Consider the following 24,059-nt stretch of genomic DNA (forward strand, 5'->3'; position numbering starts at 1 on the left):
ACCCCTTTGTTTAAAATTTTACAGATAATTACTTTAAGTAATCTGTCATTTTATGGTTCGATCAATGATGTCATTTGCTTATTACCACTGATGTAATTACCATTCGTCAACTGGAACCGGGTAGTCGAACCATGCTTAACAATTTTTTTAACGTGAAGAACTTGACCCTTCTTCACATGTCTAACTTGGTTCCTCTTAGACAAAGTCGTATTCTTGTATTCATTCAGGCCAGTCTTCTTAGCAGCGTATACTTTGCTGTGCTTGGTCTGCCAATATAAGTTAGCAACGTACTTCTTGTTGGCGGTGATGTAAGTACCATCGCTTAATTTGTAACGAGCGGCGCCATTAGCTGATTTGGCTTTGGCGACAACCGTGAACGTTGGTGCAGTGGTACGATTCTTAACCACGTATTTCTTCACCCGATTGTTCTTGGTGAAGTTGACGCTCTTATAACGATACAAACTCTTCTTGGCGTATACTTTGAAGCGATTAGTTGTCGTTTGAGAACTTGAATTGTGATTATCCGTCTTGGCTGGTTCAGTTGCCGTGCTCGAACTGCTTGCGGCAGAAGAGCTAGAGCTTGTATTTGTACTGCTTGAAGTCTGATCGGTATTACTATTATCTGGATTTACAGGAGTCGGGGTAGGAGTAGGATTTGGTGTAACCGGCGTAAATTGAACATAATCCAATTCAGCGAACCCTGATTTCTTTTGGAGGGTAAATGTATTTTCACCTTTATTCAAATCAACATTACCATATTGAACAACTCTTCTTGTTCCATGGACGTTTAAGCTATCATCCAGCCAGCCGGTTGTATACGGCATTGTCAAATCTTGAAGCGGTTTATTATTCAAAGTGACACTGTCAACAGCACTATCTTGATAGCCGTTTGCATAACCAACTTTAACTTTGTAAGTTCCAGCTGCTAACGCATTAGGCTTGAAAGTAACGCCACTCTGAGTGTCATCGATTCCTGAAACATATTTATTGCCAGAGGGATAACTACTTTTTGTTTGGATCGTCGTTTTGGCACCAAAAAGCGCACTGTCTTCTGCCTCTACCCTAATTGGATCACCGGCAGATGGCTGAACATACTGAACCCCTGTGGCACTCGAATCAGTTGTTGGAGTCACAACCACTTGGTAACCTGATGAAGCTTTCATATCTTTAACTGGAATAGAAACTGACCCGTTATTAACCGCAACGGTTCCGGAAGCCACCGTTTTTGGACTATCAACGGCAGTATCAACACCATACCAAGGAGTTGCGTTAACTTCGACTTTGGCAAATTTGCCATACTTCGAGGTATCTAAGTTATTAACGTTAACGGTCGTATCACCAGACGTCCCACCAAGGATAACGGAAGTCTGACCCTTGTCGCTAGTCGTATTGGCAATGCTTGCCAAGGCACCATTCGTATTGAAAGTACTGGTTTGATCCATTTGACCAGACATGTCACCATACCACTTGTACAACCAGTAGCCACCATTCGGTTTTTGATCGTTCGTTAATAAGTTGTCCATTCTGCCGTAGTTATACCAGAATGCAAGGCAAGCACTGTCCAATTCGTTAACATTTTCAAAGTTTTGAACATAGTGAATCATTTGACCTGGAACGGCTAGTTCGTTCTTCCAACCGTATTCGTTAATACTGATTGGCCGACGTGTAATCCCTAGACTGTCTTCCATTGCATCCAAGGCTTGAGCTTCTTTAGGAAAGTTAGCAGCATTCCATTCGTGCCAGCAAATATAATCAGGTAACACGTTGTTGTCTCGGCAGTATGTCAAGAAGCTCTTCATCCAGCCGCCACCATTCCAACCATTCAAACTAGGGCCAAGAATTTTAGCGTTTGGGGCAATTGCCTTCACAACATGGTACGTATCTTTCCAGACCTGATCAAAGTTGCCCCAGCTGTTATTCCAGTTGGCGTTGGGTTCATTCCACAATTCATAAGCATATACATCGTCAGAATTCTGTTGAGCAGCGGTCACCATTGTTTTCACGTGATTCAGCCAATCTTGTTCATTCGAATAGTTATACGGGAACTTCGGATAAAAGTCCGGCAACCGTACAATAACCTTAGCCCCTAATTTATGAGCAGTCGGCTGAATTTCAGGAAATTCACCGGCCGTCTTTGGCTCGCCGTTTGGAATTTGTTGCCCATAAGGTGGTGCTTGAGTAAATACTTTTGGCTTCAAAGGTGACAGCAAATCCGCATTTGGTGTATTCGCATCCGCTAAGGCATATAAGCCACCTGAGGCAACGTGGTCAACCGGGCGAATCGCCTGAGTTGTGTCAACGTTAATCGTTTGGTCATCAGCTTTCACTGTCCCACCAGCTAATCCTGCTGTAAATGCACCGACTGCCGCAGCCATCAATAATGTTGCAATTCGTTTATGAAACATCTGTTTAACCCTCTTTATTTTAATCTTAACTTCATTCGTTACCCTTCTTTAACACAACCATTACCTCAATATAATGATCATCTCAATTGTCAAGGGTAAGCGTTCTCATTCTTATATAAAGGGGGAATCACTAAAAGCTTTGCGCTCTAGTGATTCCCCCTCAAACAATATTCAATTAACGTTCAATCCTACTTATTCAGCCAAACTCTCATCTGACCATTCTCACGGTTAGCCCATGCATAGTATGGCACCATGGTGAGATTAGCTGATTCAGTTTCAACTGGCTTGTTTGCATCAACGTAAAGTGGTGCGTTTTCGTCATCAATCTTCTGACGCTTAGCAGCAACTTTCACAACCCCGACACCGTCTAAGAGCTTCTCATCGAAGTGATAATCAGTCTTATCATCTGGTGTTACTTCATAAAGTGAAAGTGGTGCTTGATTGTCAGTTTGTTCTGCGGCGTAAACGATTGGGCCACGTTGGATAGCGACCTTATCAAAATCATCGCTAACCCGGTTGCTTGCTCGCATCACCTTAACGTCCATGTCCAACTTCAAGTCGATCGTTACCGACTTAGCGTCAACATCAACGTAGATGAAGCCATCATTAACTGGTAGAGTGGTTGAAACGCCATTAACTTCTAAATCGAAGTTAGCAGACCAGCTTGGAATCCGGATGCCTAACTTAAAGGACTTGTCATTTGGATTTTCAATTTCGTAATGAATGTCACCGCTCCATGGGAAGTGGTTAGTTTGAACGATCTTCAAGCCTTCATCAAATTCAGCTTCGTTAGAAATGAATTGGTGAGACAAGATGGTGTCGCCATTGACAGTGTAGAGATATTCATCAACGGAAGCGATTAACCGTGCCAAGTTAGCTGGGCAGCATGCACAACCGAACCAGTCAGCCCGGTGAGTCAAGACATGTGACTTGCCTGGGTTGCCCTTTGAAGCCTTTGGATCGGCTTCTAGTGGGTTAACGTAGAAGAAGTGCTTGCCATCAAGGGCCATGCCACTTAAGGCACCATTGAATAATTCTTTTTCTAGCACATCGCCATATTCACCCTTAGCATGGATGTTTAGCATCTGACGCGCAAAGAATGACATGCCGACTGAAGCACAAGTTTCGCCATAATCGGTATCGTTTGGCAAGTCATAATCGTAAGTAAAGGCTTCACCAGTTGTAGTTTGACCAATATTACCAGTAATGTACATTTGACGTTTAACGATGTCGTTCCAGAAACGATCACAAGCTGCGAGTAAGTCTTTATCACCCGTGTAGCGAGCCACGTAAGCCATTCCTGTGCAAAGGTAAACAACCCGAACAGCGTGTCCATGAGGGACTTTTTGGTCTTTGATTGGTTCTGCGGCCAAGTAATATTCACGAGGGAAGTCACGCATCCCTGGAATCAAGTCACGATCAGGACTGTCACCATCGGCTTTGATCTGTTTTTCAAAGAAAGCAGGATCTTGGCCCCGTTGGTTCAAGAAGTAGTGAGCCAAATCAAGGTAACGCTTCTCGCCAGTTTCTTCGTACAAGCGAGAAAGGGCTAATTCAATTTCTGGGTGACCATCGTAACCGTGAATCTTACCTTCTTCAAGGCCGAAGTTTTTGTCGATGCAGTCAGCCATGCGCTTTGCAATATCCAAAGCCTTTTCATTGCCAGTTTCATGATGGTAAGCAACCCCCGCTTCAATGTAATGACCCATTGTGTAAAGTTCATGAGACTGTTGTAGCCGTTTGAATTTACGTTCTGGGGCGTCAATTTGGAAGTAGGTTGATAAGTAACCATCGTCTTCTTGCGCGTCAGCAATCAAATCAATCAGATTATCAGTAATCTTCTTGAGGTCTGGATTTGGATGGTAGCCAAATGAATAAGCAGCCGCCTCTAACCATTTGTAGACATCGGTGTCTTGGAATGGGAAGCCATAGTGATGGCCCTTCATCTGACCAGCCGCAATCTTTAAGTTCGCAATGGCATGACTGTTCTTGTCTTGACCATTGTTTTGAGGATCTTCAGAAATTGAAATATCGGCTTCATCGTTCATGACTTTCCATTGATAGGGAAGCACTTCTTTAACGACGAGTTCGCGGTATCGTTTCCAGAAATCAGAAGTAACCTTAACTTTGTTTAATTTTGGAGTGGTATAAACTTGCATATTTATTATTTCCTCCTAAAAAGTGAAATCATTAGTTTAAAACAATTTTAAGCTTGGGCAGCCTTTGCTTCTTTAGCAGCCTTAGCATTCCGTTCTGCAAGGTCAGCTTTAACAACTGGTTCGTGGTTTTCCCACTTACGGTAAACAATCATTAATACCAAACTAATTGCGTAAATGATGATTGGCACCCAAACGAATGTGAAGCTAATTCCTGAAAGACTGCCGGCACTTTGAACTTTGTTAGCAGCGTTGAAGCCGAACCCTTTGAGAATCATTGAAGCGATAAATGAACCGAATCCTGAACCCATTTGGATACAGAATGAAGCACCAATGGCAGTTAAGAAACCGTTAGCTCGAACACCGGTCTTCCATTCACCAAAGTCAACTGTGTCACCAACCATGGCGAAGAACATTGTGCAGGCAGAACCTGAACCGATACATGCAACACACCAGCCGATTAATGCTGAGGTAACGTTTGAACCGGCAAACCCAACCCAAGCTTGACCAACCATTGTCATCAATAGGAAGAAGACGGTTGTGCCCCACTTGTGCATGAACTTAACAAAGAATGGTACTGAAGCCATACCAATCACTTGGATAATTGTGAAACCGTTAAAGAACGAAATCAAAGCTTTGCTGCTCATGTTGTACTGGAAGTAGTAAGGCATTGATGAGTTACGAACAATGAAGGCAGTCCAGTAAGCTAAGTTGGCAACAACGATTAAAACCCAAGGCCAATTACCTTTTGTTGCTTTCAAACTTTCTTTAATGGTAACAACCTTTTCGTTTTCGATATTCTTTTCACGCATGTCCAAGAAGGCAACGATCAAAAGAATAAAGGCAACGATTGAGTAAATTCCAACGGCTAATGACCAGCCTTTTTGATCGTTACCGCCGCCAAGTAAGCCAGCGAATGGAATGATGAAAGTAACGGCGAAGAAATTACCAACGTTACCAAGTACCAAACGAATTGAGTTGGCTTGCATCCGACCATCAGTACTTGAAGTTAAATTAGGCAATACTGAAGTGATAGGCGTTGACATCGCCGTGTATGACAAGTCAGCTAAGATATACATAACACCAGCATAAACAACTTTTAACGTGCCGCTTAAAGCGGGTGTTGTGAACAGTAACCAAACGAAGATGGCAAATGGTAATGACATCCACAAGAACCAAGGACGACTCTTCCCGTATTTACTGTGGGTATGGTCAACTAAGATCCCCATGACAGGCGCGCCAATCGCATCAAAGATACGGCCGATTAAAAGTAAAACCCCGGCAGTTCCGACTGACAAACCAAAAACGTTCGTAAAGAAGTAAAGCATGTAAGAACTGATAATACAGTAGAGCAAGTTACCAGACATATCGGTAAAACCGTAAGTAATTTTACGATGCCATGGCAATGTATCATTAGCAAGTAACGCTTGGGCACTTGCCGTATTTGAATCGACATTTGCATTTGAACTCATGATAAAAGCCTCCGTAGTATATATAGAATTTATCTAACCGCTTACATTAGCGATCGAAAATAAAAAGATAGCTAAATCTTAAAACTGGGAGATTCATCTCAAGTAGGTGAGCTTCTGGTCACTGAACTCATCATTAACATGATTTTCAACTTCCTTTCTATCAATGGCTCCCCGTCCAAGGAACCATTTCCTATTTACAAGTTAAATAGTAACCGTTTTCAAAACAGAAAAAAAGGGCTATAATAGCAAAAGAGGTGATATAATCCGACCAGTTGTTAATATTTATTACTAGTAGGTCGCTTGTGAAATGCCTTTATAACCAATTTCTTGATATATGGTGTCCATTTCCGACATCTAACCATTTTCCGCGTTTATGTATATTTGGTGACGATTTCCGACCAAGCATCAGGAGGGTCTTTATTATGTTATTTTCCACATTTACACTAGAAAAAACACTGTTATATTACAAGGGAGGCGAATTTGTGGCCCAGGGTCCCTGGCGCCATCGCAGAATGTATCATAAGGGCGATTATGAAATCATTCTTTGCATCAAGGGGCCCATCTACCTCCAGATCAATGACCAACGTTACACGTTAAAGCCCCATGAAGTATTAATTGTACCGCCATTTACCACATTTTACGGGTACCAAGATTCTCAAGACGCAGTTGATTTCTATTGGCTCCACTTCTTCTCACAACATAAAGAAGATGCCTTTAACTCCGACGAAGATGAGATGACTGCTGAGGTAAAGGCAAAGCAAAATAAGAAGCGTAAGATCTTTTTACCAATGTACTTCAAGCTTCACGATTACGAAGAAGCAACCATCCTAATCCATCAGATTTTATCAATTCATAATGAACTGTCATTCATTGAAGAACGGGATTATCTCGTATCTGCCCTTTTAATTCAGTTATACAAGTCCTACTTCAATCGCCCTGACTCTAGTGAAGATAGTACCCGTATCAGTTATATGAAGGAATGGATCCGGGCCAACATGTCCAGCACCTTGACGGTTGCCGAGATTGCTGACCGTGTCCATTTGAATCCTGATTACCTGACGCGATTATTCAAACGCTGCACCGGTATGACCACCTTGCAGTACCTCAATCACGTTAAGATTGAAGTCGCAACCCTATTATTGGTGAGAACTGAAATGCCTATCAAACAAGTTGCCGATAATTCCTACTTTAACGATCCCAAGGTGTTCATGCGTCGTTTCAAAAGTTCAATGGGACTGTCTCCAAGTGAATACCGTAAATCTTACAATCTAATTCATTTGAACAATCCCCATGTTGATCCACAAATTCCAATTCCAAAGCGAATTGCCGATTCGATTGATTATATTCCAGAAAATGGCGATATTCCGGAATAGGATGTGTTTAGTAGAGATCGCTGCGTTCCACTCACTACCAATAAAAGGAGAGATTCACCTATGAAATTTTTAAGAACAAGATTTGCAGGCCAATCAATTATTTCCTGGTTTTTCCAAATCATTTTAATCGTAATTGCCTGGCGGGTAAGTACCCATCAAATGCCAAATAATGTTACAACAATTACAATTACGGCCGTTGTATTACTATTAATTTACTGGAGTTTTTCACTTGATCGCAAAAAGGATAAATCTAAGTAGAATTCCTTCTGTAAACCGGTTTTTCATGTTAGTATCACGAGTGAACACAATTTGTAAACGAGGGTGAAAAGCATGAGAATTAACCGAAAATCCGGTTTAGCAATTTTAGGATTGGTGGCTGGTGGCATCTTGATGGGAAGTTCCATCAACGCCAACGCTGCGCTTAATCCATCAAGTACGTTGCCCAAAACCGACATGGTCGATGTTTCAAGCTGGCAAGGCAACTTAACTGCCGCTGATTACCAAACTTTAGCTTCAAACGGTGTCAAAGCCGTTACAATCAAAGCTTCAGAAGGAACTGGCTACGTCAACCCCAACCTTCCCCAGCAAGTTCAATATGCGCAACAAGCAGGGCTAAGCATTAATTTTTACCACTTTGCCCACTTTACCTCAACTGATCAGGCACAGACCGAGGCCCAAACCTTTATCAACGCCGTTAAATCCGTTACTAGCTCAACCAACGTGGTAATGGTAACTGATTTTGAGTCATCTGAACTAGCTGGCGTAACTAAAGACAATAACAACGCTAATTTAGCTGCCTTTGACGCTGCTTTGAACCAGGCTGGCTATAACAAGACTGACCTGTATACCATGGCGAGCTGGCTAGGCGTTCACGTGGACACCAATGCAACAAACGCTGGTTGGATCGCTGATTATCCTGGTCAACCAAGTGGCTCTAAGTACCCAAACGCCAACGCTTGGCAATGGGCATCGGACTACCGGTTCCCAAGCATCAATCAGAATCTAGACGTTAGCCAGATGAACAATGATTACTACTTGAATTCAGGAACAGTCAACACTTCAAATACAACTAATTCAGCATCATCTTCAAGTAGTGCATCCAGCTCATCAACCACACCGACGCCAACTTCAAATAAATCATCTAAGAAATCACAAGTTGTTCTGGTGCCAGGTCCTTCAGCTGGTAAGCAATATTCAGCTTCCCGTTCCAAGTCAGTTAAGTTAGTTTGGCGAAAGAACATGGGTAAGCATTCATACACAACGACAAAGGGTGCGCGTTATTCCAAGCATCTCGGTATCCGTTATGGGTACAATGCTGATCTGCCAAACATTACCTGGGTAACTGATGCTCACGAAAAACTGTATAAGAAAAATACCGGCAAGTACGCCATTTATTACCATGTAAGAAGCACCACTGGCAACCATGGCGGTTGGATTTGGAGAGGGTATTTACAATAGTATGCGGAGCAAAGCGGTTAAAAACTGGAACATAAGTCTCCTCTGACAGAAATCCCTGGTCTTTGGGGATTTTTGTTAGAGGTGCTTATGTGGAAGTTTTTGCTTTGCGGAGCATCATTCAGATAGTATGCGAAGCAAAACGGGTAAAAACTGGAACATAAGTCTCCTCTGACAGAAATCCCTGGTCTTTGGGGATTTTTGTTAGAGGTGCTTATGTGGAAGTTTTTGCTTTGCGGAGCATCATTCAGATAGTATGCGAAGCAAAACGGGTAAGAATCGGAGTGTAAGTCTCCTCTAACGGAAATCCCTGGTTTTGGGATTTTTGTTAGAGGTGCTTACACGCAGATTCTTGTTTTGCGGAGCATCATTCAGATAGAGTGCGGAACCAAGCGGTTAGAAAGCGGAGCCTAAGTTACTCCGTTCAGAAATCCTGGGCTTGGATTTTTGAACGGAGTAGCTTAGGTGCAGCTTTCTGCTTGGTGGAGCATGTTTCCGCTTTGTCGCCCAGAATGTTAAATTTTTTCTTAAGGCTGTTTACAGGTAGATTCCTATGTTACAGAGAACCTTACTGTGTAACTCCTGCCAAAACCAAAATATGATCAACTCAAAAACTTAAAAATCAGCTACGAACACCTCAAGTTCATAGCTGATTTTTTCTAATGCTCTATAATGAATACCAACAAAATCCATTGAATCCTACATAAAGGAGCCAATCACATGAGCAAGGAACTCAAAGTTACCATCGCTTTCTGGGGTATGTTCGCCCTTAGCCCCATCATGATCATCTTAATTGATATGCTGATATACCCAATTTTATCAGGACGTCATCTTATGTCTCAGTCGATCGTTTCCGCCCTTCCAGTTTGGGTGTTGGTTGGCGTTATCAGTATGACCATCATCAACTACTTGACCGTTGGCCGCCTAACTAAGCGGCAGTTTAACAATCAACCAATAACGGCAAACTGGATTGATTGGACAACGCTTGGGTCCGCATGTCTGATGGGCATCATCATTTTGGCTGCCATTCTCGTCAAACTTATTTTAAATGACAAATATGGTCTTGATTATATTTTGAATGATCTTTCCCTACTTATCTTTCCACTACTGGCCTGGCTAACCTATAAAGCGTGGCGGGAGCAAAATCAAAATTGGATTTTCATTGGTCTCATCATCCAAACCCTCTTTACAACGTTGTTTGCGGAATGGTTTGCTGATTAGCCTGGTCCACAGTCAATCTTGATGCTCTAGTATATCTCCGGGTTGACACATTAACGCTTCGCACAACTTATCAAGGGTGGAAAACCTGATTGCTCGGGCCTTCCCAGTTTTTAAGATTGAAATGTTCGCCATGGTAATGCCAACCTCCTTGGATAATTCCGTGACGGACATTTTTCGTTTGGCTAACATCACATCTAGATTAACAACAATTGCCATCGTCTCACCTCACACCGTATACTGATTTTCAAGTTTCAGCTGAGTTGCTTTTTCAAGTAATTTTTCTAAAATTGCTGCAAAAACTGACACAACAAACGGGATCATTGCAACAATTGCCATCATCAAAACTAATCCAGGTGCGTCTTCAGCGTTGGCAATTCGATAAACAATTGGTAGGAAAAAGATATAGCAAATCCCCATCCCCGCTAACGCATACTTAATTCGCTTGATTGCTTGAAGCGCCTGGCCAGAGAAGACGTTATCCCGATCAATTGATCGAAGAATCCGGTAAGCATACCCCTCAGCAATGTAGAAAAACACTGCAGATAGGTACAGAAAAAAAGCAAATACATATAGTTCCCAACCAATTTGTGGGTAGATATCACTTAGTTTTCCTAACGTCCGGGGAAATGCAATCCCACAGAGCAACGCAACAATTATCCCAATACAAACTAACGATAATTTTAAGAACCAAGATTTAATTTTCAAAACTCATCCCTCCTGTTTATCGACTTTCAATAAATAATAACCGATTATCGGAAATAATTAAATGATTCACGAAAAATAATTAAGTTTCTTAATAATCTAATTAATAAACAGTCAGTGTAAAATTGAGTACAAAAAATGACATACGACATATTTTTAAATAGGTCGTGTGTCATTTTGACTAACTTGTAAATTTAAACAGTTGTTATTTTGCGTGATGATTTTTAACTTGATATTAGTCTTGGAATTGTTTGTTAACAATTAAGACTGTATCGTGATTGTTTTATGTTATATAGATTAGGACCGCTCCGCAAAGCAGAAGCTTGCACATAAGTTACCTTAGTCAAAAATCCCAAGCCCAGGGATCTCTGATTTTTGGCAACATTGTGGGAACGTGCTGCACCAAGCAGAAAGCTGCACCTAAGCTACTCCGTTCAAAAATCCAAACCCAGGATTTCTGAACGGAGTAACTTAGGTTCCGCACTCTACGCTCACTTATCTTAGGACAGCTGCGCAAAGCAGAAATCTGCGCGTAAGCACCGCTAACAAAAATCCCAAACCCAGGGATTTCTGTTAGCGGAGACTTACACTCCGATTTCTAACCGCTTTACTCCGCTCACTTCAGCAACTTAACCAACTCCGAATACTGCCCTGACATCCATTGAACATAATCCTTGTTTGCTGGCAGTGTTTCGGTTACTGGTAATACTGGGATCTTGTTCTTGCGTGCTAAGGCAACCAAGTTATTGACCGTCTTATCATCAACTTGCTTATTAAAGACAAAGAACGCAATCTTGTGATTCTTAATACCGTCTTGCATATCCTTAATAGTTTGTGGGGATGGATCAACGTCTTTTTCCGTGTCGTTTTCAAATTGGGCATCGCCAACTTTGAACCCGATTGCTTGTAATGCGTAATCAAATACTGGTTCGCTGACATACACTTCTTTATTCTTCTTAGTTGCGGCAACCTGTTTTAGTTGAGCAATCTTATCATTAATCGGCTTCAGCGACGCAATGTACTGTTTGGCATTCTTCTTAAAGTAAGCCTTATTCTTTGGCTGAATCTTCCCAAGTTTTGCTGCAATCGTGTTAGCTAACTTAGGCATTGTTGCTGGGTTATACCAAATATGTGGATTGTCGCCGTTTTGCTTGTCCATTAAGTCTTCGCCAACTCGAATATAGTCAACTTTACTGCTATCCTTAACTAATTTACTCATCCAACCATCATAGCCAATTCCGTTCGCAATCACAATCTTAGAACCCACCGTTTGTTTGGCAACTTTAGTTGTTGGCTGGTAATCATGGGGATCAATATTAGGGTTCGTAATAACGGATGTTACCTCGCCCTTATTTCCCGCAACCTTCCGAGCAACTTCGCCATAAAAATCAGTAGTCGCCGTGATCTTTATCTTACCGTTACTTGTCGAACTGCCATTAGAAGAACATCCTGCTGCGACAACACCAAGTGCAACGACCAAAATGGCCACAAATAATAACTTAAATCTTGATACCTTATGTAACATGTCATTACCCCTTCTCTTTTTAAATAGTACCGATTACTCTTTAGACTATAAAATAAAAAAAGCAGTTTGTAAATAGTATTTTTAATATTTACAAACCGCCTTTGTCATCAAGATCACAAATTATGATAATTTGTGACCACTAATTTATAAAACTGCTTCATCGTATACGATTGATGAAAGTATTTTTTACCACATTTTTTATAGTAGCCAACTGGATCGGTGTGATCGGAACCACCTAAGTACTTTGCGACTGACCCGTGAGACCAAACCGTTCCCTTACCATCGTAACAAGCGTCATTAGGTTTCAGCTGATACTCCTTAAGCAGGTAAGCGGTGTAGTAGGCCGCATTTTCAACCTCTTCAGCAAAATTCTTCTTCGTATGCATCTCAACCTGTTCAAACTGCAGGAACCGGGCATTTCCGGGGTAACCAACGCCCCAGCACAGATAATCTGTATTGGCAATATTGATAATGTGCTCATCATCCACGAAGGAATGAACAAATGCGTTGCGATAATTCTTTTTCATATAGGCAATTTCATCAAAAATAGTGGAACTCGTATTACCAGTTTCGTGCACAACAACGCCCTCAGGCTTACCTTTACCATGCCGATATTTTGAATGAGGAAAGCCACCCCAGACCTTCTTTGTTATTGAAACATGGTTAATCTTGTGACTGGCAATGTAGTTATTAACCGCCGAAGCGTTTACTGAAATTCCCCACAATCCGAAAAATACTAATAAACCGAAAAAAATTGTTCCAATTTTGATTAACTTATTCTTCATTCTATTCGCCACTTTATCTTTTTCACATCACCTTCTATCATAAGTCAAACACCAAAACTTGCAAGGACCATTACTTTTTATACATACCCATAGTTTCACAAGCCATTTCGGTGTATCATGTAAGCGAATTCACGATTAACTGTTTTAGGACAGCTCCTCCAGGCAGAAACTTCCATATAAGCACCTTGGGCAAAAATTCCAGAATTAGGAATTTCTGCCCAAGGAGACTTATATTCCGACGGCCGTGAAACGCCTAGCCTACTTGGCAGTTTCTAACCGCCTGGTTCCGCTCACTTTATTTTTAGGACAGCTCCGCAGAGCAGGGATCTGCGCGTAAGCACCTATACCAAAAATCCCAGAACCAGGGATTTCTGATATAGGAGACTTACACTCCGATCCCTAACCGCTTTGCTCCGCTCACTTTTTTAGGACAGCTGCGCAGAGCAGAAGTCTACGCATAAGCACCTCCGGTAAAAATTCCAGAACCGGGAATTCCTACCGGAGGAGACTTATGCTCCGACTTCTAACCGCTCTGCTCCGCTCACTTTATTTTTAGGAGGTATTATTATAATGACAAGTATGGATAGACGTGGTAAAGACGATGAATTACTTTCACCTTCGAATTCTCTTTTGGCAATTATTGATTACCAACCCCTTCAGGTTAACTCAATTGGTTCAATGAAACACGCTGATTTGATTGTCAACGCAACGATGGTAGCTAAAATTGCCAAGTTATACAAGTTACCAATTGTTTTAACGACCGTTAGAGCTAACGGCAAAGCGGAAAACGACACAATTCCTTCAATTAAAAAAGTTGTTGGTGATTTTCACCCCTCATATGACCGAACATCAATTAACGCTTGGGAGGACAAAGAATTTAACCGGGCAATCAAAGCACCTAATCGAAAGAAACTAATTATGATTGCCTTATGGACAGAAGCTTGCCTCACATTCCCAACCTTAGATGCCATCAAAGAAGGGTATGAAGTCTATCCAGTCGTTGATGCTGTCGGGGGAACTTCAACAATTGCCCATGAAACTGCCTTGAGAAGACTGGAACAAGCTGGCGCTCACTTAACCACAATCCCCCAATTACTATGCGAATTACAACGGGATTGGAATAGAACCGAAACCGTTCCCGGATTTAATAAGTTAATGACGGAGAATGGTGGGTTCGTGCCGATGTAAGAGTAAGCTTGCGGAGTAATCCTATGTATCAGAAAACCACCAGTAACCTCATATTGGAGAGTGAAAAAGTCTGAGGTGCAAGTCCCTATTATACCAAAGCATCACCACTAGGAGGTCACCATGTCCAACTCTGATAAACATAAGAATCACCCTCGGAATAAGCCAATTAAATCCGACCACATTTCAAAAGATCCATTTTACAGTCCTGCCAATTTAGCCGAAGTACGCGGTCGAGCTAATGATGTTCGCAAAGGAAAAATTAAGAAACATCGATTAATTAAAGACTAATAAGGATCATTAAAAAGCTTGAGTCCCAGTATTTTACTGAGATCCAAGCTTTTTTATACTCTTATTTTGATTCCATGGAAGTTAATTATCTTCAGACTGCGAACTGGTTGCCCGGGTTCTTCCAAGTACCGGTCGTAAGAAATGATACCCCAATCCAAGCAAGGCACCAACAGCGGCTGGCGCTACCCAGTCCATTCCCAGACTTGCAAATGGCAAAACGTGTGCTTGAAATGCGCCCAATGCTTGACCGAAAGCGCTCTGGCTCACAACGGGTGGAAATGCGGCAACCATGTCAAGTAAGGCCGGCACGGTTGTAAACCCAACCACCAGCGCGTAAACAACCGGGTCACGATCAAATAATGGTGAAAATACTGACAGCAAGATCAAAACCATGGCAAATGGATACAGGAACATCAGCATTGGCGTCGACCACTGGATGATGGTATCCAAACCAAAGTTAGCCGTTCCAAATGATGCCAGACACATAAAGCCTAACCAAGCTCTGTAACTAACCTTTGGAAAATGCTTGTGAAAGTCCTGAGCAAATGCAGCAACCAATCCAACGGCAGTTGTTAAACAGGTGACTGTTAATAAGGTTGCTAACAAGGCGTGACCCATGCCACCGAGGTAATAGGTAACCAACTGATTGAAGGCAACCCCACCATCGGCAGAAACCTTGTAAGTAGCGAGGGTTGTTGAGCCCAACCAGATCAACACAACGTAGATGAAACCAATAGCAGCAGTCGCGAACACACCAGCTTTGGCCGTCACCTTAGCATTACTACTTGGTTTCGTTTTACCAAGTTGGCGAACAGCGGTTACCACCGTCACACCAAAGGCCAAGCCAGCCAAGGCGTCCATCGTGTTATATCCTTGAAGAAAGCCATTAAAGAACGAAGCGTGTTTGTAAGCAACCGTGGCAGCTTGATTAGCCGCACTCCCCATCGGCCTGGTAAACCCAAGCAGGAAAACACTAAATAATAGCAGTAAGAATAAGGGATTTAATACCTTGCCAACTGACGCCATGATGTTAGATTCTCGAAATGAGATTAAGAATGCCAACCCAAAGAAAACGGCTGAGAATACTAACAACCCAACGTGAGCCATTGAAGCCGGCAATACCGGTTGGATCCCAACACTAAACGGAACAGTGGCCGTCCGGGGTGTCCCAAACAACGGACCAATGGTGGCGTGAATCATGATCATAAACGCCAACGCAAACACGGGTCCTAGGGGCTTACCAATGTCATAGACCCCTTCAGAACGGGTGACGCTAACCGCAAGAACGGAAAGTAGTGGTAAAAGGACGGCAGTTACTAAGAAACCAAGCGTCGCAAGTACCCAATGAGAACCAGCCAACTGTCCCAAATGAATTGGGAAAATCAAGTTACCAGCCCCAAAGAACAGGCCAAACAGCATCGAACTCACGACAAAGTAATCACGTTTTCTTAACGGGTTTGGATTTAAATCTTGTAAGTCTTTCATAAATAATGAACTCCTTTAGTAAATGTATTTTTTCAAAGCGACTAATCGGACCGCTACTAATCTGAGATTCCAAGAAAACCATCACCTTTCAATTTAAATTTAGAAAACGCTGGGGGCTTAGGACAGCTCCTTCAAGCAATAACCTGCACATAAGCACCACAAACATAAATCCAAAGGCGGGATTTCTGTTTGTGGAGACTTATGTTTCGGTTATTAACCGCTTGGATCCGCTCACTCTCTTAGGACAGCTCCTCCAAGCAACAATCTGCATGTAAGCACCAAGCTCATAAATCCAGAACCGGGATTTTTGAGCTTGGAGACTTACACTCCGATTATTAACCGCTTGGATCCGCTCACTCCATAAAAATAGGCGCCCCTAATTCAGAATGAACTGAATTAAGGGCGCCTACGTGCACTTTACCACCTTATATTTGCAGCTTTATCACTAAAACTGCCTTTCACGTACGGCCTCAAAAGGCGATACGCTAACACGATAATGGGTGTCACCAATGCACGTTACTTAATTTCTTCGGTGCATCGCTCAAAAGGGATTTTCACACTTCTTATCCTGCCTTCTCCAACCAACCAAGGCTCGCTTTAGGATGTCAAAGCGCTACTCAACTTTCTCACAGCGTTCTCTAATTAATTTAATTATTATCTTAGACGGGTATCGTAGGGATGTCAATAGTAAAAACTGAAATTTTGCATGGATCATTAATGAAGTTCTGGTTCATTCGGTTGAACTAGGTGTCGCCGCTTAGCCGTTAGCATGTAATGATTAATGAGGTTCACAATCTGATGATTCTGGGGAAGATCTGAATGTTGGGCATCCGAACCCGACACGGTCATCGTTGTAAAGTGCTTCACCTGACCTTGAAAAATGTAGCGGCTGGCCATCACGCTCGTTAATGGCACAATCCCGTCAGAAGTATAGTTTTGCGTCCCAGCTACCGAATAGACGTTTAAATTAGTAGGTAATTTCTTTCGATTTTTAATGAAGTCAGATAACATCTGGGTCTTATTATTAATGTTACGTTCGTTGAAGTTAAATGGCGATCCAATTGTCATCAACTTTGTAACCTGAATCTCGGGCGCATACTGGGCATAATCCTTTTCAAGAAAGACGGTGAAAATCAACCCACCATTAGAATGGCCAACCACTTCAAACCGGCTAAAACTCAAACGCTCATTTAAGGCCTTAAAAGCAATGTTAAATTGGCGGGCTTGATTCTTAATGTTTGAATAACCGTCATGATTATTTTCAAATCCAACTACGACAATTGGGGCGTGATCCCGAGGACGGATTTGACCAGAAAACGTTAACTGGTCGCTTTTAGCCACTCGAATTTTCAATAAACTATGAGGATTTCTTCGATTAACGTTTAAAGCCTTCACTAACGAGTCAAAGCGGTTCTCTGTCGCCGAACTTCCAGGAATCATAATCAGTGGGACTATCGTCGAATTATGGCGCTGTGCCAATTGTGAAACGTTTTTTCGCGACCATTGAAGCGATACGACTATCACAGCGACAACCATCACAACGCTTATTAGCGCGACTAACCAATGCTTTTTCTGCCATGTCATTTCAACTCACCCGCACTTTTTTGCACGCTTTCGGCCAGTTTGATAAAGGGTGCGTACATTAAAACATCTAGAGCAATTAAGCCGATTCCCAGTAACAATGAAATCCAATTACCATTTGTTCCTAAAAAGGCGATTAGGGGCCCCGGCGTGCCTGCTGGAACCGGATAAACAGCCGCAGGGAGCCAATGTAGCGCCAAAAGCATCGCGGCAATTGTCATATTAATGACGGGTACTAAGGTAAATGGTAATAGAAAAATCGGATTAAATAAGACTGGAATGCCAACCATCATGGCGTAATGGCTATTAAAAAGGGCCGGAAAGATTGACCACTTGGTGACGGTTCGACTGTTCGCCCGTTTTGAAAAAATCAAGATCGCAATCATTAACGCCAACATCACGCCATTACCACCAAAGTTAGCAAAGCTGTGAAATAACGTGGTATCAGTATATGGGTGGGGAACATTCCAAGGTGATCCAGCTTTTAAAGCATGATTTAAGTTGGCAATTGACGCCGGATCCGTGAAAGTCGGGCTGGCTGTAAACGGTCCTCCAATCCCTATCCAAGATAATAATTCCGTTAACGCACCCATCATTAGGACAAAAGACAAGGAGTCACCAGACGTTGACGTAGGCCCACTAATCGCTAGAACTGAAAGAGATCCAGCGCGTCTTAACTCGCTAATCAGCAAGTTCACACTCACTGCTAACGCAAAAATGAGGGTTAACCGCCACATTGTTTCCCACAAATCAGTCCGCCGATTTTTAAACGCACACAAAATTCGACCACAAACATAGCCGACCAGCATCCCCACTAGTAGTCCTTCTGTCATTAAAGACGGATTAAAAGCAATTCTACCACCGCCTCGAGGTTGAAACGCAATCATCAAAAATGCTAGTAGTCCTATTAATCCCGCACTTGGTGAAGATTGCCGTCGATACACTTTAACGGTAAAGTAAGAAACGCCATAAGCGCCATACAAGCCAGCCATTCCAAGCGTACAGTGATAGATCGTCCCCATCAAAACTGAAAGTTCCCGATCGAAGGGAAGCCAATGCGTGACATTAAAAATTGTCGCAACATATCCACTGGCAGTCAAAAAGACAAACTTTAAGACCTCGGCTGAACTCCCCAGCAATATCACCGGGAATAACAATTGAAATGTTTGTTGCATCACCTGGACGGCTTTACTGCGATATGCGCTAGCTGTTAGCATCAATAATCGATTCATTTTTTAAACCACCCTAATGAAGAGCAACTTTTTATTTATAAGTCACCATCGGCTGATTGCGAGCCACATACTGGATCTTTGCCGTAGCCCCCAAATACTTTTCAATATTACCGGTCAACTCGTTCATCGCCCGCTCATGATTTTGCCGCCACTCTGGTTTCAAACATTCCGAATACATCAAAATATCAGTTGAATCCTCAGTCGTTTCAACGCGCTTGGCATCCCGCCAGGCCCAACAACGGCTCGTAACCCCAACATCGTCTCGGTAAATCACTTCGCCGGGCAGGGCCGGATCTTCCTCATCCTCGCCAATTGCGGTAAACGGCTCGCCACCCTTGGCAACTTCAAGGCTGATCCCACCCTGAATCTTCTGTAAATCAAGCGCACCGATTGGAAAACCCGTTCGCAACGAAACGGCATTGTAAATATCGACTAACGGGTCAATACTTCTAACCGGATTACCCTTCTTTGCTCGTTTTAGCAAATTCTCAACGGCAAAACGGGCCCCCTTTTTAGTCTTAAACTTCTTAAAGGCCTCACGCCATTCATGAATCAATGGATTGGCACTAATTGGCTCGTCTGGAATCAAGTCTTCAACACTGGCATTGGCCTCTGCAAGCATTTCCGGGGGGACCTGGCCTTTTTCATGATTATCTAGGTGATGAACGGTGATGACTGCGATCTTAACGTCTGGGAAAAGGTTCCAAAAACTAGGTTGCACAGTAAAGTTACTCATTGTTATTCCACCTCATCTAATTGAAAATGTTCGTTAATAATCCTAGTGTCATGGTAATCAATTTTGCCAGGAATAACAATCTATTTTGGGCATTCGGAAGAACTGTCAATGAATAAGATTATATAGATTATATGGATTCTATTGAGTTTGATTAAGCCTTTCTAATCAATTTTTTCAGATATTCCTTGGTAATTGTTGCCTGCAGGCGGGTTTGCTCGCTCTGACTTTTAGCAAGCTCCGGGTGAGCCTTTAGTCGATTACGAAATTGACTAGTAACCGCTCGCTTCATTTTTTGGCGTTCTTCAGCGCTTCTTAATTGATGTTTCACCTTTGTGATTTGCGATGGGGTAACTTCCGTCCAGTCCTGATTAACCATAAAAGTAATCGTTTGGTGTTTTACTTCGCCTTCATTTGTGCCGCCATAAAACAACCAACGAAGAAATTGATTGCGGTAATGATATTGTTGCTGTTGACGTCGTTTATATGCCTGCCGCTGGTTAGTCTGAACAACCCTAACCGCATGATGTTTATCTAAAAAGGACTCCCGGTTACCATTCTTGTCTTTGTACACATAGGCCGTTTCGTGCGTTTGACCACGAGTAATCTTTTTTAAAATCATCAATTGATTTCCCTTGATATTGGCTACTGGCTCAATTTTTTGCTTGGTTACCTCAGTTGTAACCGTTGTTCCCCAGTGAACCTTTGTATCGGCAATGACAAATCCTTGTAGAACTAAAGCAATGATTATAAAGCCGGCACCCAATAAGCGATGCTTTTTTAATAACCCAATTGCCCCAACAACCGCGAAAAGAATTCCAAAAATCAATCCCATTATGCTTGCTCCTTTCCAGACCGAACACTGAGGTAAAAAGCCGGAATGACAGCAATTAGCGTCCCAATAATCGTCCATACAAACGCGTGCGAATACGCGGTGTTCAATAACGTCGTCGTTGGAATACTGTCGCCAATTTGGCTTTGGATGACACTCGCCAAAAAGGCAGTTGCGAGCGCCCCACCAATATTTTGCGCCATTCGAGTTGCAACGGTTGCTTGAGAAATCAGCTCCTGAGGCAATCCAGTGTATGAATCTGCCATGATCGGAATGGTAACCCCGCTGCGACTAATTCCCAAGAAAAATAAGGTCGCTAGGATTAACCAAACCGATGTTTTCGCGGTGAAGAACGCAAATGGCACGGTGGCAATTGCCGAAATCAGTAATGAACTCATCACAATCCACTTAGCCCCATAGCGATCCGTCAATCGACCCGCCAAAGCTCGTGAAACTAGCATGCCGGCTCCCTGAGCAATCAGATAAATACCGGTCTCAATCACGCTAAGGTGCTGAATATTTTGCAGATAAAGGGGCAAAACGAACATCATTCCGTTAACCATTAAACCGGAAATAAATAATAGGATCGTTGACGCAGAAAAAGTTTTATGACTAAACAATTTAATTGATAATAACGCTTTGTTTGGCTGCTTAAATGCATAAATAATATAGCCAATTAATGAATCCAGCCCAACAAACGCCGGTAACAATACTTTCCAGGATTCAAATAAATTATCGGCACTATAATTGGTAATACTGATAATAATTCCCGAAAAGATCAGGCTGATCAGCACAAACCCAGTCAAATCAAACGGCTTGCCCTTTGAAATTGGCTCAAAGGCCGGCAGGAAAAGAAGGGACATTGCTAATGCAACGGCAATAATTGGCACGTTAATATAGAATAACCAATGCCAACTCCAATATTTAATTAAAAAGCCCCCAACCGTTGGCCCCAAGACTGGGGCAAATAACACCGGTAATCCAAGAACTGCCATCATTTTGCCAAGTCCCTGGCCACCAGTTAACCTAACGCTTAATGTCGAAACAGCACTCATCAAGATTCCGCCACCAATGCCTTGAACAATCCGACCAATCAACAAAATTGGAATTGAATTAGCAGCTCCCGATAAAATCGAACCTGCCAGGAAAATGACCAACGCAAAAATTTGGATTTTTTTACCAGAAAAAGCATCGATCAGCCACCCGGCAAAGGCTACGGTTAGTCCAAGCGCTAAAACGTACGCTGTCGTCACCCATTGCATTGTGTTGACAGTTGAATGTAAATCATTAAGAATAGTGTTGATTCCAATGTTAGTCATCGTGGTGTCTAGCATTGCAACGAACGCGCCTAAAACCAAAATTAACGCTGATTTCATAACTGAAGACTTTGTAGCTGTATTCGTCATTTCTTTCTCTCCTTTTAAGGTACTATTAGTACCTTATGAATACTACTACATTTTTTCGGGGTGTCAACGGTTTGGAGGAAAAAATGGAAAATAAAAAAAAGCGTCGCCGCGGCGAGACGCTTAAACAAGCAATTTTGGACGCTGCTTGGGATACTATGCAAGCAATTGGCTACCAAAAGATGACGATGGACGACATTGCAAAGAAAGCGGAGACCAATAAAAATGCTATTTACCGCCGCTGGGACTCCAAACAGCAAATCATATTTGAGGTTGCCCGAGAAAAAATTCTTGATGCGGTCGATTTTAAAGCCCCGAATTCTGGCAGGGTGAGGGATGACCTCATTCAGATTTTAAGCCAACCCCTAGGGATCATTCAGATGTTTGGGATCGATAATATCCGTGGGTATGCCAATGACACCTTGCCGCAAATTCATTTAACCGGCCACACCGCAATCCTAGATAATCAGTTTACAAAAGTTATCCAGTTAGCTTTGAGTCGTGGCTACGACCGGGGTGAACTCACCAAAGATGTCGCAGATGGCAGCCTCGAGATGAAGATCATCCCCGACCTAGTCATATTTGCAAGCCTGATGCTACGCAATACGATCACAAAAACTGACGTGAGTAACTGGGTCGATCAAATTATTCTGCCGATTTATGGTTATTCAAAATAGCACTTTCTAGTAATCATTAATAATGATTACTAGAAAGTGCCAACCGCATGCAATGGAAGGTGTCATGATTGAATCAAAATAAAATCAATTTTTTAAGACAAGCCATTTCCCTATTACTGATTGACAACGCAATCACTTACCGCTCCCAAGGAAAGCCACCAGTGTTTGTCATCCAAGTTACTCAAAAATCATCACTCGATATGACCTATGCTGACCAAGGTGGTAATCTCTCGCCACTCTTAAAAATTTTCAACCTCCTCGGTCAATGTCAGGCCCAATTTTCAGCATCGCCCGTTTTCGGAGACCATCATAGGTTTGAATACTTTGTTATCCAGGTATCAGATATAGTACCAGTATGGGATAGTTCAAAATATACCGGCAAATTCAAAGGATTATCGTAGCCCCAATATCAGGTGAGCTGTCTAGTCATTTGTCCACTAGGCACAACGGCGGATTTTTATTTGGCTATTCTAAAACGTAAACGGTTCCAATCATCACCAGTCATGCCCTATAATAAAGTTGGATGATATTAAAAAAAGGAGTGGGATTATGGCTAAAGTATTAATTGCCGGGAGAATTCCTGAGCAGGCGTTAAACATTTTAAAGGAAGCTCAATTAGACATTGATGTGTTTGATGACAGTGAGGCTTTAATTACTAAGGATGAACTAATCAAGCGGGTAGCGGATAAAGACTTCTTGATTACGCCGCTCTCAACCCAAGTCGACAAGGACGTTATCAATAGCGCGCCAAATTTGAAGTTAATTGCTAACTATGGGGCTGGCTTTAATAACATCGATACTGACCACGCCAAGACGAAGGGCATCCCCGTTACCAACACCCCTAAGGTCTCAACGACTTCAACTGCTGAAGTCGCTTGCGGATTAATGATCAGTTTAGCGCACCGAATTGTTGAAGGTGACAAATTAATGCGTAACGAAGGGTTCAGCGGCTGGGCACCCCTATTCTTCTTGGGCCATCAACTGGCCGGCAAAACGTTGGGTATCATTGGGATGGGACAAATTGGCCAGGCAGTTGCTAAACGGATGCACGCCTTTGACATGAACATCCTATACAGCCAACGCAAACCTCTTGATTCAACTACTGAAGGGCAACTAGGCGCCAAATTTGCGACCGTCGATGAAGTCATTAAGAACGCCGACGTCTTGACATTACACGTTCCTGCTACCCCCGCCACCCATCATATGATTGGCGCTGACCAATTCAAGGCAATGAAAGATAGTGCCATGCTCATCAATGCTTCTAGGGGACCAGTGATCGATGAAGCTGCCCTGTATGAAGCCCTTTTAAATCACGAAATTGCTGGTGCCGCTCTGGACGTCTACGAAAAGGAACCCCACGTTGATGATGGCTTCAAATCACTAAAGAACGTCATCTTGACACCGCACATTGGCAATGCCACGGTAGAAGCCAGAGACGCCATGGCAGAAATTGTTGCCAAGAATACCGTTGCAATGAGCAATGGCGACAAGCCAAACTACGTGGTAAATGGCGTAACGGATTAAGCAATAAAAAACGACTGATCCA

The 24,059-nt window shown here is 42.6% G+C and carries 22 protein-coding genes; 9 read left to right on the plus strand and 13 right to left on the minus strand.

Annotation, left to right across the window (positions count from 1 at the left end; translation table 11 throughout):
* Positions 1 to 50 precede the first annotated feature (50 nt).
* The 3 genes from FC98_RS08890 to FC98_RS08900 all read right to left on the minus strand — a co-directional run bounded on the left by FC98_RS08890 (position 51) and on the right by FC98_RS08900 (position 6,033).
* The gene (locus tag FC98_RS08890) at positions 51 to 2,405 is read right to left on the minus strand and encodes a DUF5776 domain-containing protein (protein ID WP_054655177.1); all 2,355 of its coding nucleotides are present in this window, start codon (positions 2,403 to 2,405) and stop codon (positions 51 to 53) included.
* A 188-nt stretch (positions 2,406 to 2,593) separates the two neighbouring features.
* Entirely contained in the window at positions 2,594 to 4,564 is a 1,971-nt protein-coding gene (locus FC98_RS08895) for a glycoside hydrolase family 127 protein (protein WP_056949461.1), read from the minus strand.
* 47 nt (positions 4,565 to 4,611) lie between these two features.
* Positions 4,612 to 6,033 carry an MFS transporter gene (locus tag FC98_RS08900; protein WP_054655179.1) on the minus strand — a complete coding sequence of 474 codons (1,422 nt, stop codon included), beginning with the start codon at positions 6,031 to 6,033 and terminating at the stop codon, positions 4,612 to 4,614.
* A gap of 422 nt (positions 6,034 to 6,455) precedes the next feature.
* Here FC98_RS08900 and FC98_RS08905 point away from each other — a divergent pair, with 422 nt between their 5' ends.
* The 4 genes from FC98_RS08905 to FC98_RS08920 all read left to right on the plus strand — a co-directional run bounded on the left by FC98_RS08905 (position 6,456) and on the right by FC98_RS08920 (position 10,082).
* Complete coding sequence (locus FC98_RS08905; protein ID WP_056949462.1) at positions 6,456 to 7,406, plus strand: AraC family transcriptional regulator; 951 nt, start codon at positions 6,456 to 6,458, stop codon at positions 7,404 to 7,406.
* 60 nt (positions 7,407 to 7,466) lie between these two features.
* A complete protein-coding gene (locus FC98_RS08910) occupies positions 7,467 to 7,664 on the plus strand; it encodes a hypothetical protein (protein ID WP_008857573.1) in 198 nt (65 codons plus the stop codon).
* Between the two features lie 72 nt (positions 7,665 to 7,736).
* Positions 7,737 to 8,864: a GH25 family lysozyme gene (locus FC98_RS08915; RefSeq protein ID WP_054655181.1), complete on the plus strand. Its 1,128-nt coding sequence runs from the start codon at positions 7,737 to 7,739 to the stop codon at positions 8,862 to 8,864.
* A gap of 717 nt (positions 8,865 to 9,581) precedes the next feature.
* The gene (locus FC98_RS08920; RefSeq protein ID WP_008857225.1) at positions 9,582 to 10,082 is read left to right on the plus strand and encodes a hypothetical protein; all 501 of its coding nucleotides are present in this window, start codon (positions 9,582 to 9,584) and stop codon (positions 10,080 to 10,082) included.
* Positions 10,083 to 10,094: 12 nt separating this feature from the next.
* Here FC98_RS08920 and FC98_RS08925 read toward each other — a convergent pair whose 3' ends face one another.
* The 4 genes from FC98_RS08925 to FC98_RS08940 form a co-directional block, all read right to left on the minus strand.
* The gene (locus tag FC98_RS08925) at positions 10,095 to 10,298 is read right to left on the minus strand and encodes a helix-turn-helix domain-containing protein (protein WP_008857226.1); all 204 of its coding nucleotides are present in this window, start codon (positions 10,296 to 10,298) and stop codon (positions 10,095 to 10,097) included.
* A gap of 9 nt (positions 10,299 to 10,307) precedes the next feature.
* On the minus strand, positions 10,308 to 10,787 hold the full coding sequence (locus FC98_RS08930) for a DUF2975 domain-containing protein (RefSeq protein WP_008857227.1): 480 nt from the start codon (positions 10,785 to 10,787) through the stop codon (positions 10,308 to 10,310).
* 613 nt (positions 10,788 to 11,400) lie between these two features.
* A complete protein-coding gene (locus FC98_RS08935) occupies positions 11,401 to 12,309 on the minus strand; it encodes a metal ABC transporter solute-binding protein (RefSeq protein WP_008857229.1) in 909 nt (302 codons plus the stop codon).
* A gap of 113 nt (positions 12,310 to 12,422) precedes the next feature.
* Positions 12,423 to 13,094, minus strand: coding sequence for a peptidoglycan recognition protein family protein (locus tag FC98_RS08940; RefSeq protein WP_008857230.1), 672 nt, complete (start codon positions 13,092 to 13,094; stop codon positions 12,423 to 12,425).
* Positions 13,095 to 13,664: 570 nt separating this feature from the next.
* Between FC98_RS08940 and FC98_RS08945 the strand changes: the two genes are divergently transcribed.
* Together FC98_RS08945 and FC98_RS14695 are read left to right on the plus strand one after the other, a co-directional pair.
* On the plus strand, positions 13,665 to 14,282 hold the full coding sequence (locus FC98_RS08945; protein ID WP_056949463.1) for an isochorismatase family protein: 618 nt from the start codon (positions 13,665 to 13,667) through the stop codon (positions 14,280 to 14,282).
* 120 nt (positions 14,283 to 14,402) lie between these two features.
* Positions 14,403 to 14,570 carry a hypothetical protein gene (locus tag FC98_RS14695; RefSeq protein WP_008857232.1) on the plus strand — a complete coding sequence of 56 codons (168 nt, stop codon included), beginning with the start codon at positions 14,403 to 14,405 and terminating at the stop codon, positions 14,568 to 14,570.
* Between the two features lie 81 nt (positions 14,571 to 14,651).
* On the opposite strand, the gene brnQ is transcribed toward FC98_RS14695, so the two are convergent.
* The 6 genes from brnQ to FC98_RS08975 all read right to left on the minus strand — a co-directional run bounded on the left by brnQ (position 14,652) and on the right by FC98_RS08975 (position 21,839).
* Positions 14,652 to 16,055: a branched-chain amino acid transport system II carrier protein gene (gene brnQ, locus FC98_RS08950; protein ID WP_008857233.1), complete on the minus strand. Its 1,404-nt coding sequence runs from the start codon at positions 16,053 to 16,055 to the stop codon at positions 14,652 to 14,654.
* A gap of 714 nt (positions 16,056 to 16,769) precedes the next feature.
* Positions 16,770 to 17,639 carry an alpha/beta hydrolase gene (locus FC98_RS08955; RefSeq protein ID WP_008857234.1) on the minus strand — a complete coding sequence of 290 codons (870 nt, stop codon included), beginning with the start codon at positions 17,637 to 17,639 and terminating at the stop codon, positions 16,770 to 16,772.
* The gene (locus FC98_RS08960) at positions 17,636 to 18,868 is read right to left on the minus strand and encodes a PTS transporter subunit EIIC (protein WP_040471661.1); all 1,233 of its coding nucleotides are present in this window, start codon (positions 18,866 to 18,868) and stop codon (positions 17,636 to 17,638) included. Before FC98_RS08960 ends, FC98_RS08955 begins: the two co-directional genes overlap by 4 nt.
* A gap of 31 nt (positions 18,869 to 18,899) precedes the next feature.
* Complete coding sequence (locus FC98_RS08965) at positions 18,900 to 19,604, minus strand: B3/B4 domain-containing protein (RefSeq protein WP_054655185.1); 705 nt, start codon at positions 19,602 to 19,604, stop codon at positions 18,900 to 18,902.
* 151 nt (positions 19,605 to 19,755) lie between these two features.
* Positions 19,756 to 20,436, minus strand: a complete 681-nt coding sequence (locus tag FC98_RS08970; protein WP_008857237.1) for a DUF4811 domain-containing protein — start codon at positions 20,434 to 20,436, stop codon at positions 19,756 to 19,758.
* On the minus strand, positions 20,436 to 21,839 hold the full coding sequence (locus FC98_RS08975; protein ID WP_008857238.1) for an MDR family MFS transporter: 1,404 nt from the start codon (positions 21,837 to 21,839) through the stop codon (positions 20,436 to 20,438). Before FC98_RS08975 ends, FC98_RS08970 begins: the two co-directional genes overlap by 1 nt.
* Before the next feature lie 83 nt (positions 21,840 to 21,922).
* On the opposite strand from FC98_RS08975, the gene FC98_RS08980 reads away from it, so the two are divergent.
* From FC98_RS08980 to FC98_RS08990, 3 genes are all read left to right on the plus strand, one after another.
* The gene (locus FC98_RS08980) at positions 21,923 to 22,513 is read left to right on the plus strand and encodes a TetR/AcrR family transcriptional regulator (protein WP_050806276.1); all 591 of its coding nucleotides are present in this window, start codon (positions 21,923 to 21,925) and stop codon (positions 22,511 to 22,513) included.
* Between the two features lie 68 nt (positions 22,514 to 22,581).
* On the plus strand, positions 22,582 to 22,914 hold the full coding sequence (locus FC98_RS08985) for a hypothetical protein (RefSeq protein ID WP_008857240.1): 333 nt from the start codon (positions 22,582 to 22,584) through the stop codon (positions 22,912 to 22,914).
* 148 nt (positions 22,915 to 23,062) lie between these two features.
* A complete protein-coding gene (locus FC98_RS08990; protein WP_054655191.1) occupies positions 23,063 to 24,037 on the plus strand; it encodes a 2-hydroxyacid dehydrogenase family protein in 975 nt (324 codons plus the stop codon).
* Positions 24,038 to 24,059: the final 22 nt, after the last annotated feature.

Origin of the sequence: Lentilactobacillus kisonensis DSM 19906 = JCM 15041, from assembly GCF_001434135.1 — a bacterium.
GTDB lineage: Bacteria > Bacillota > Bacilli > Lactobacillales > Lactobacillaceae > Lentilactobacillus > Lentilactobacillus kisonensis.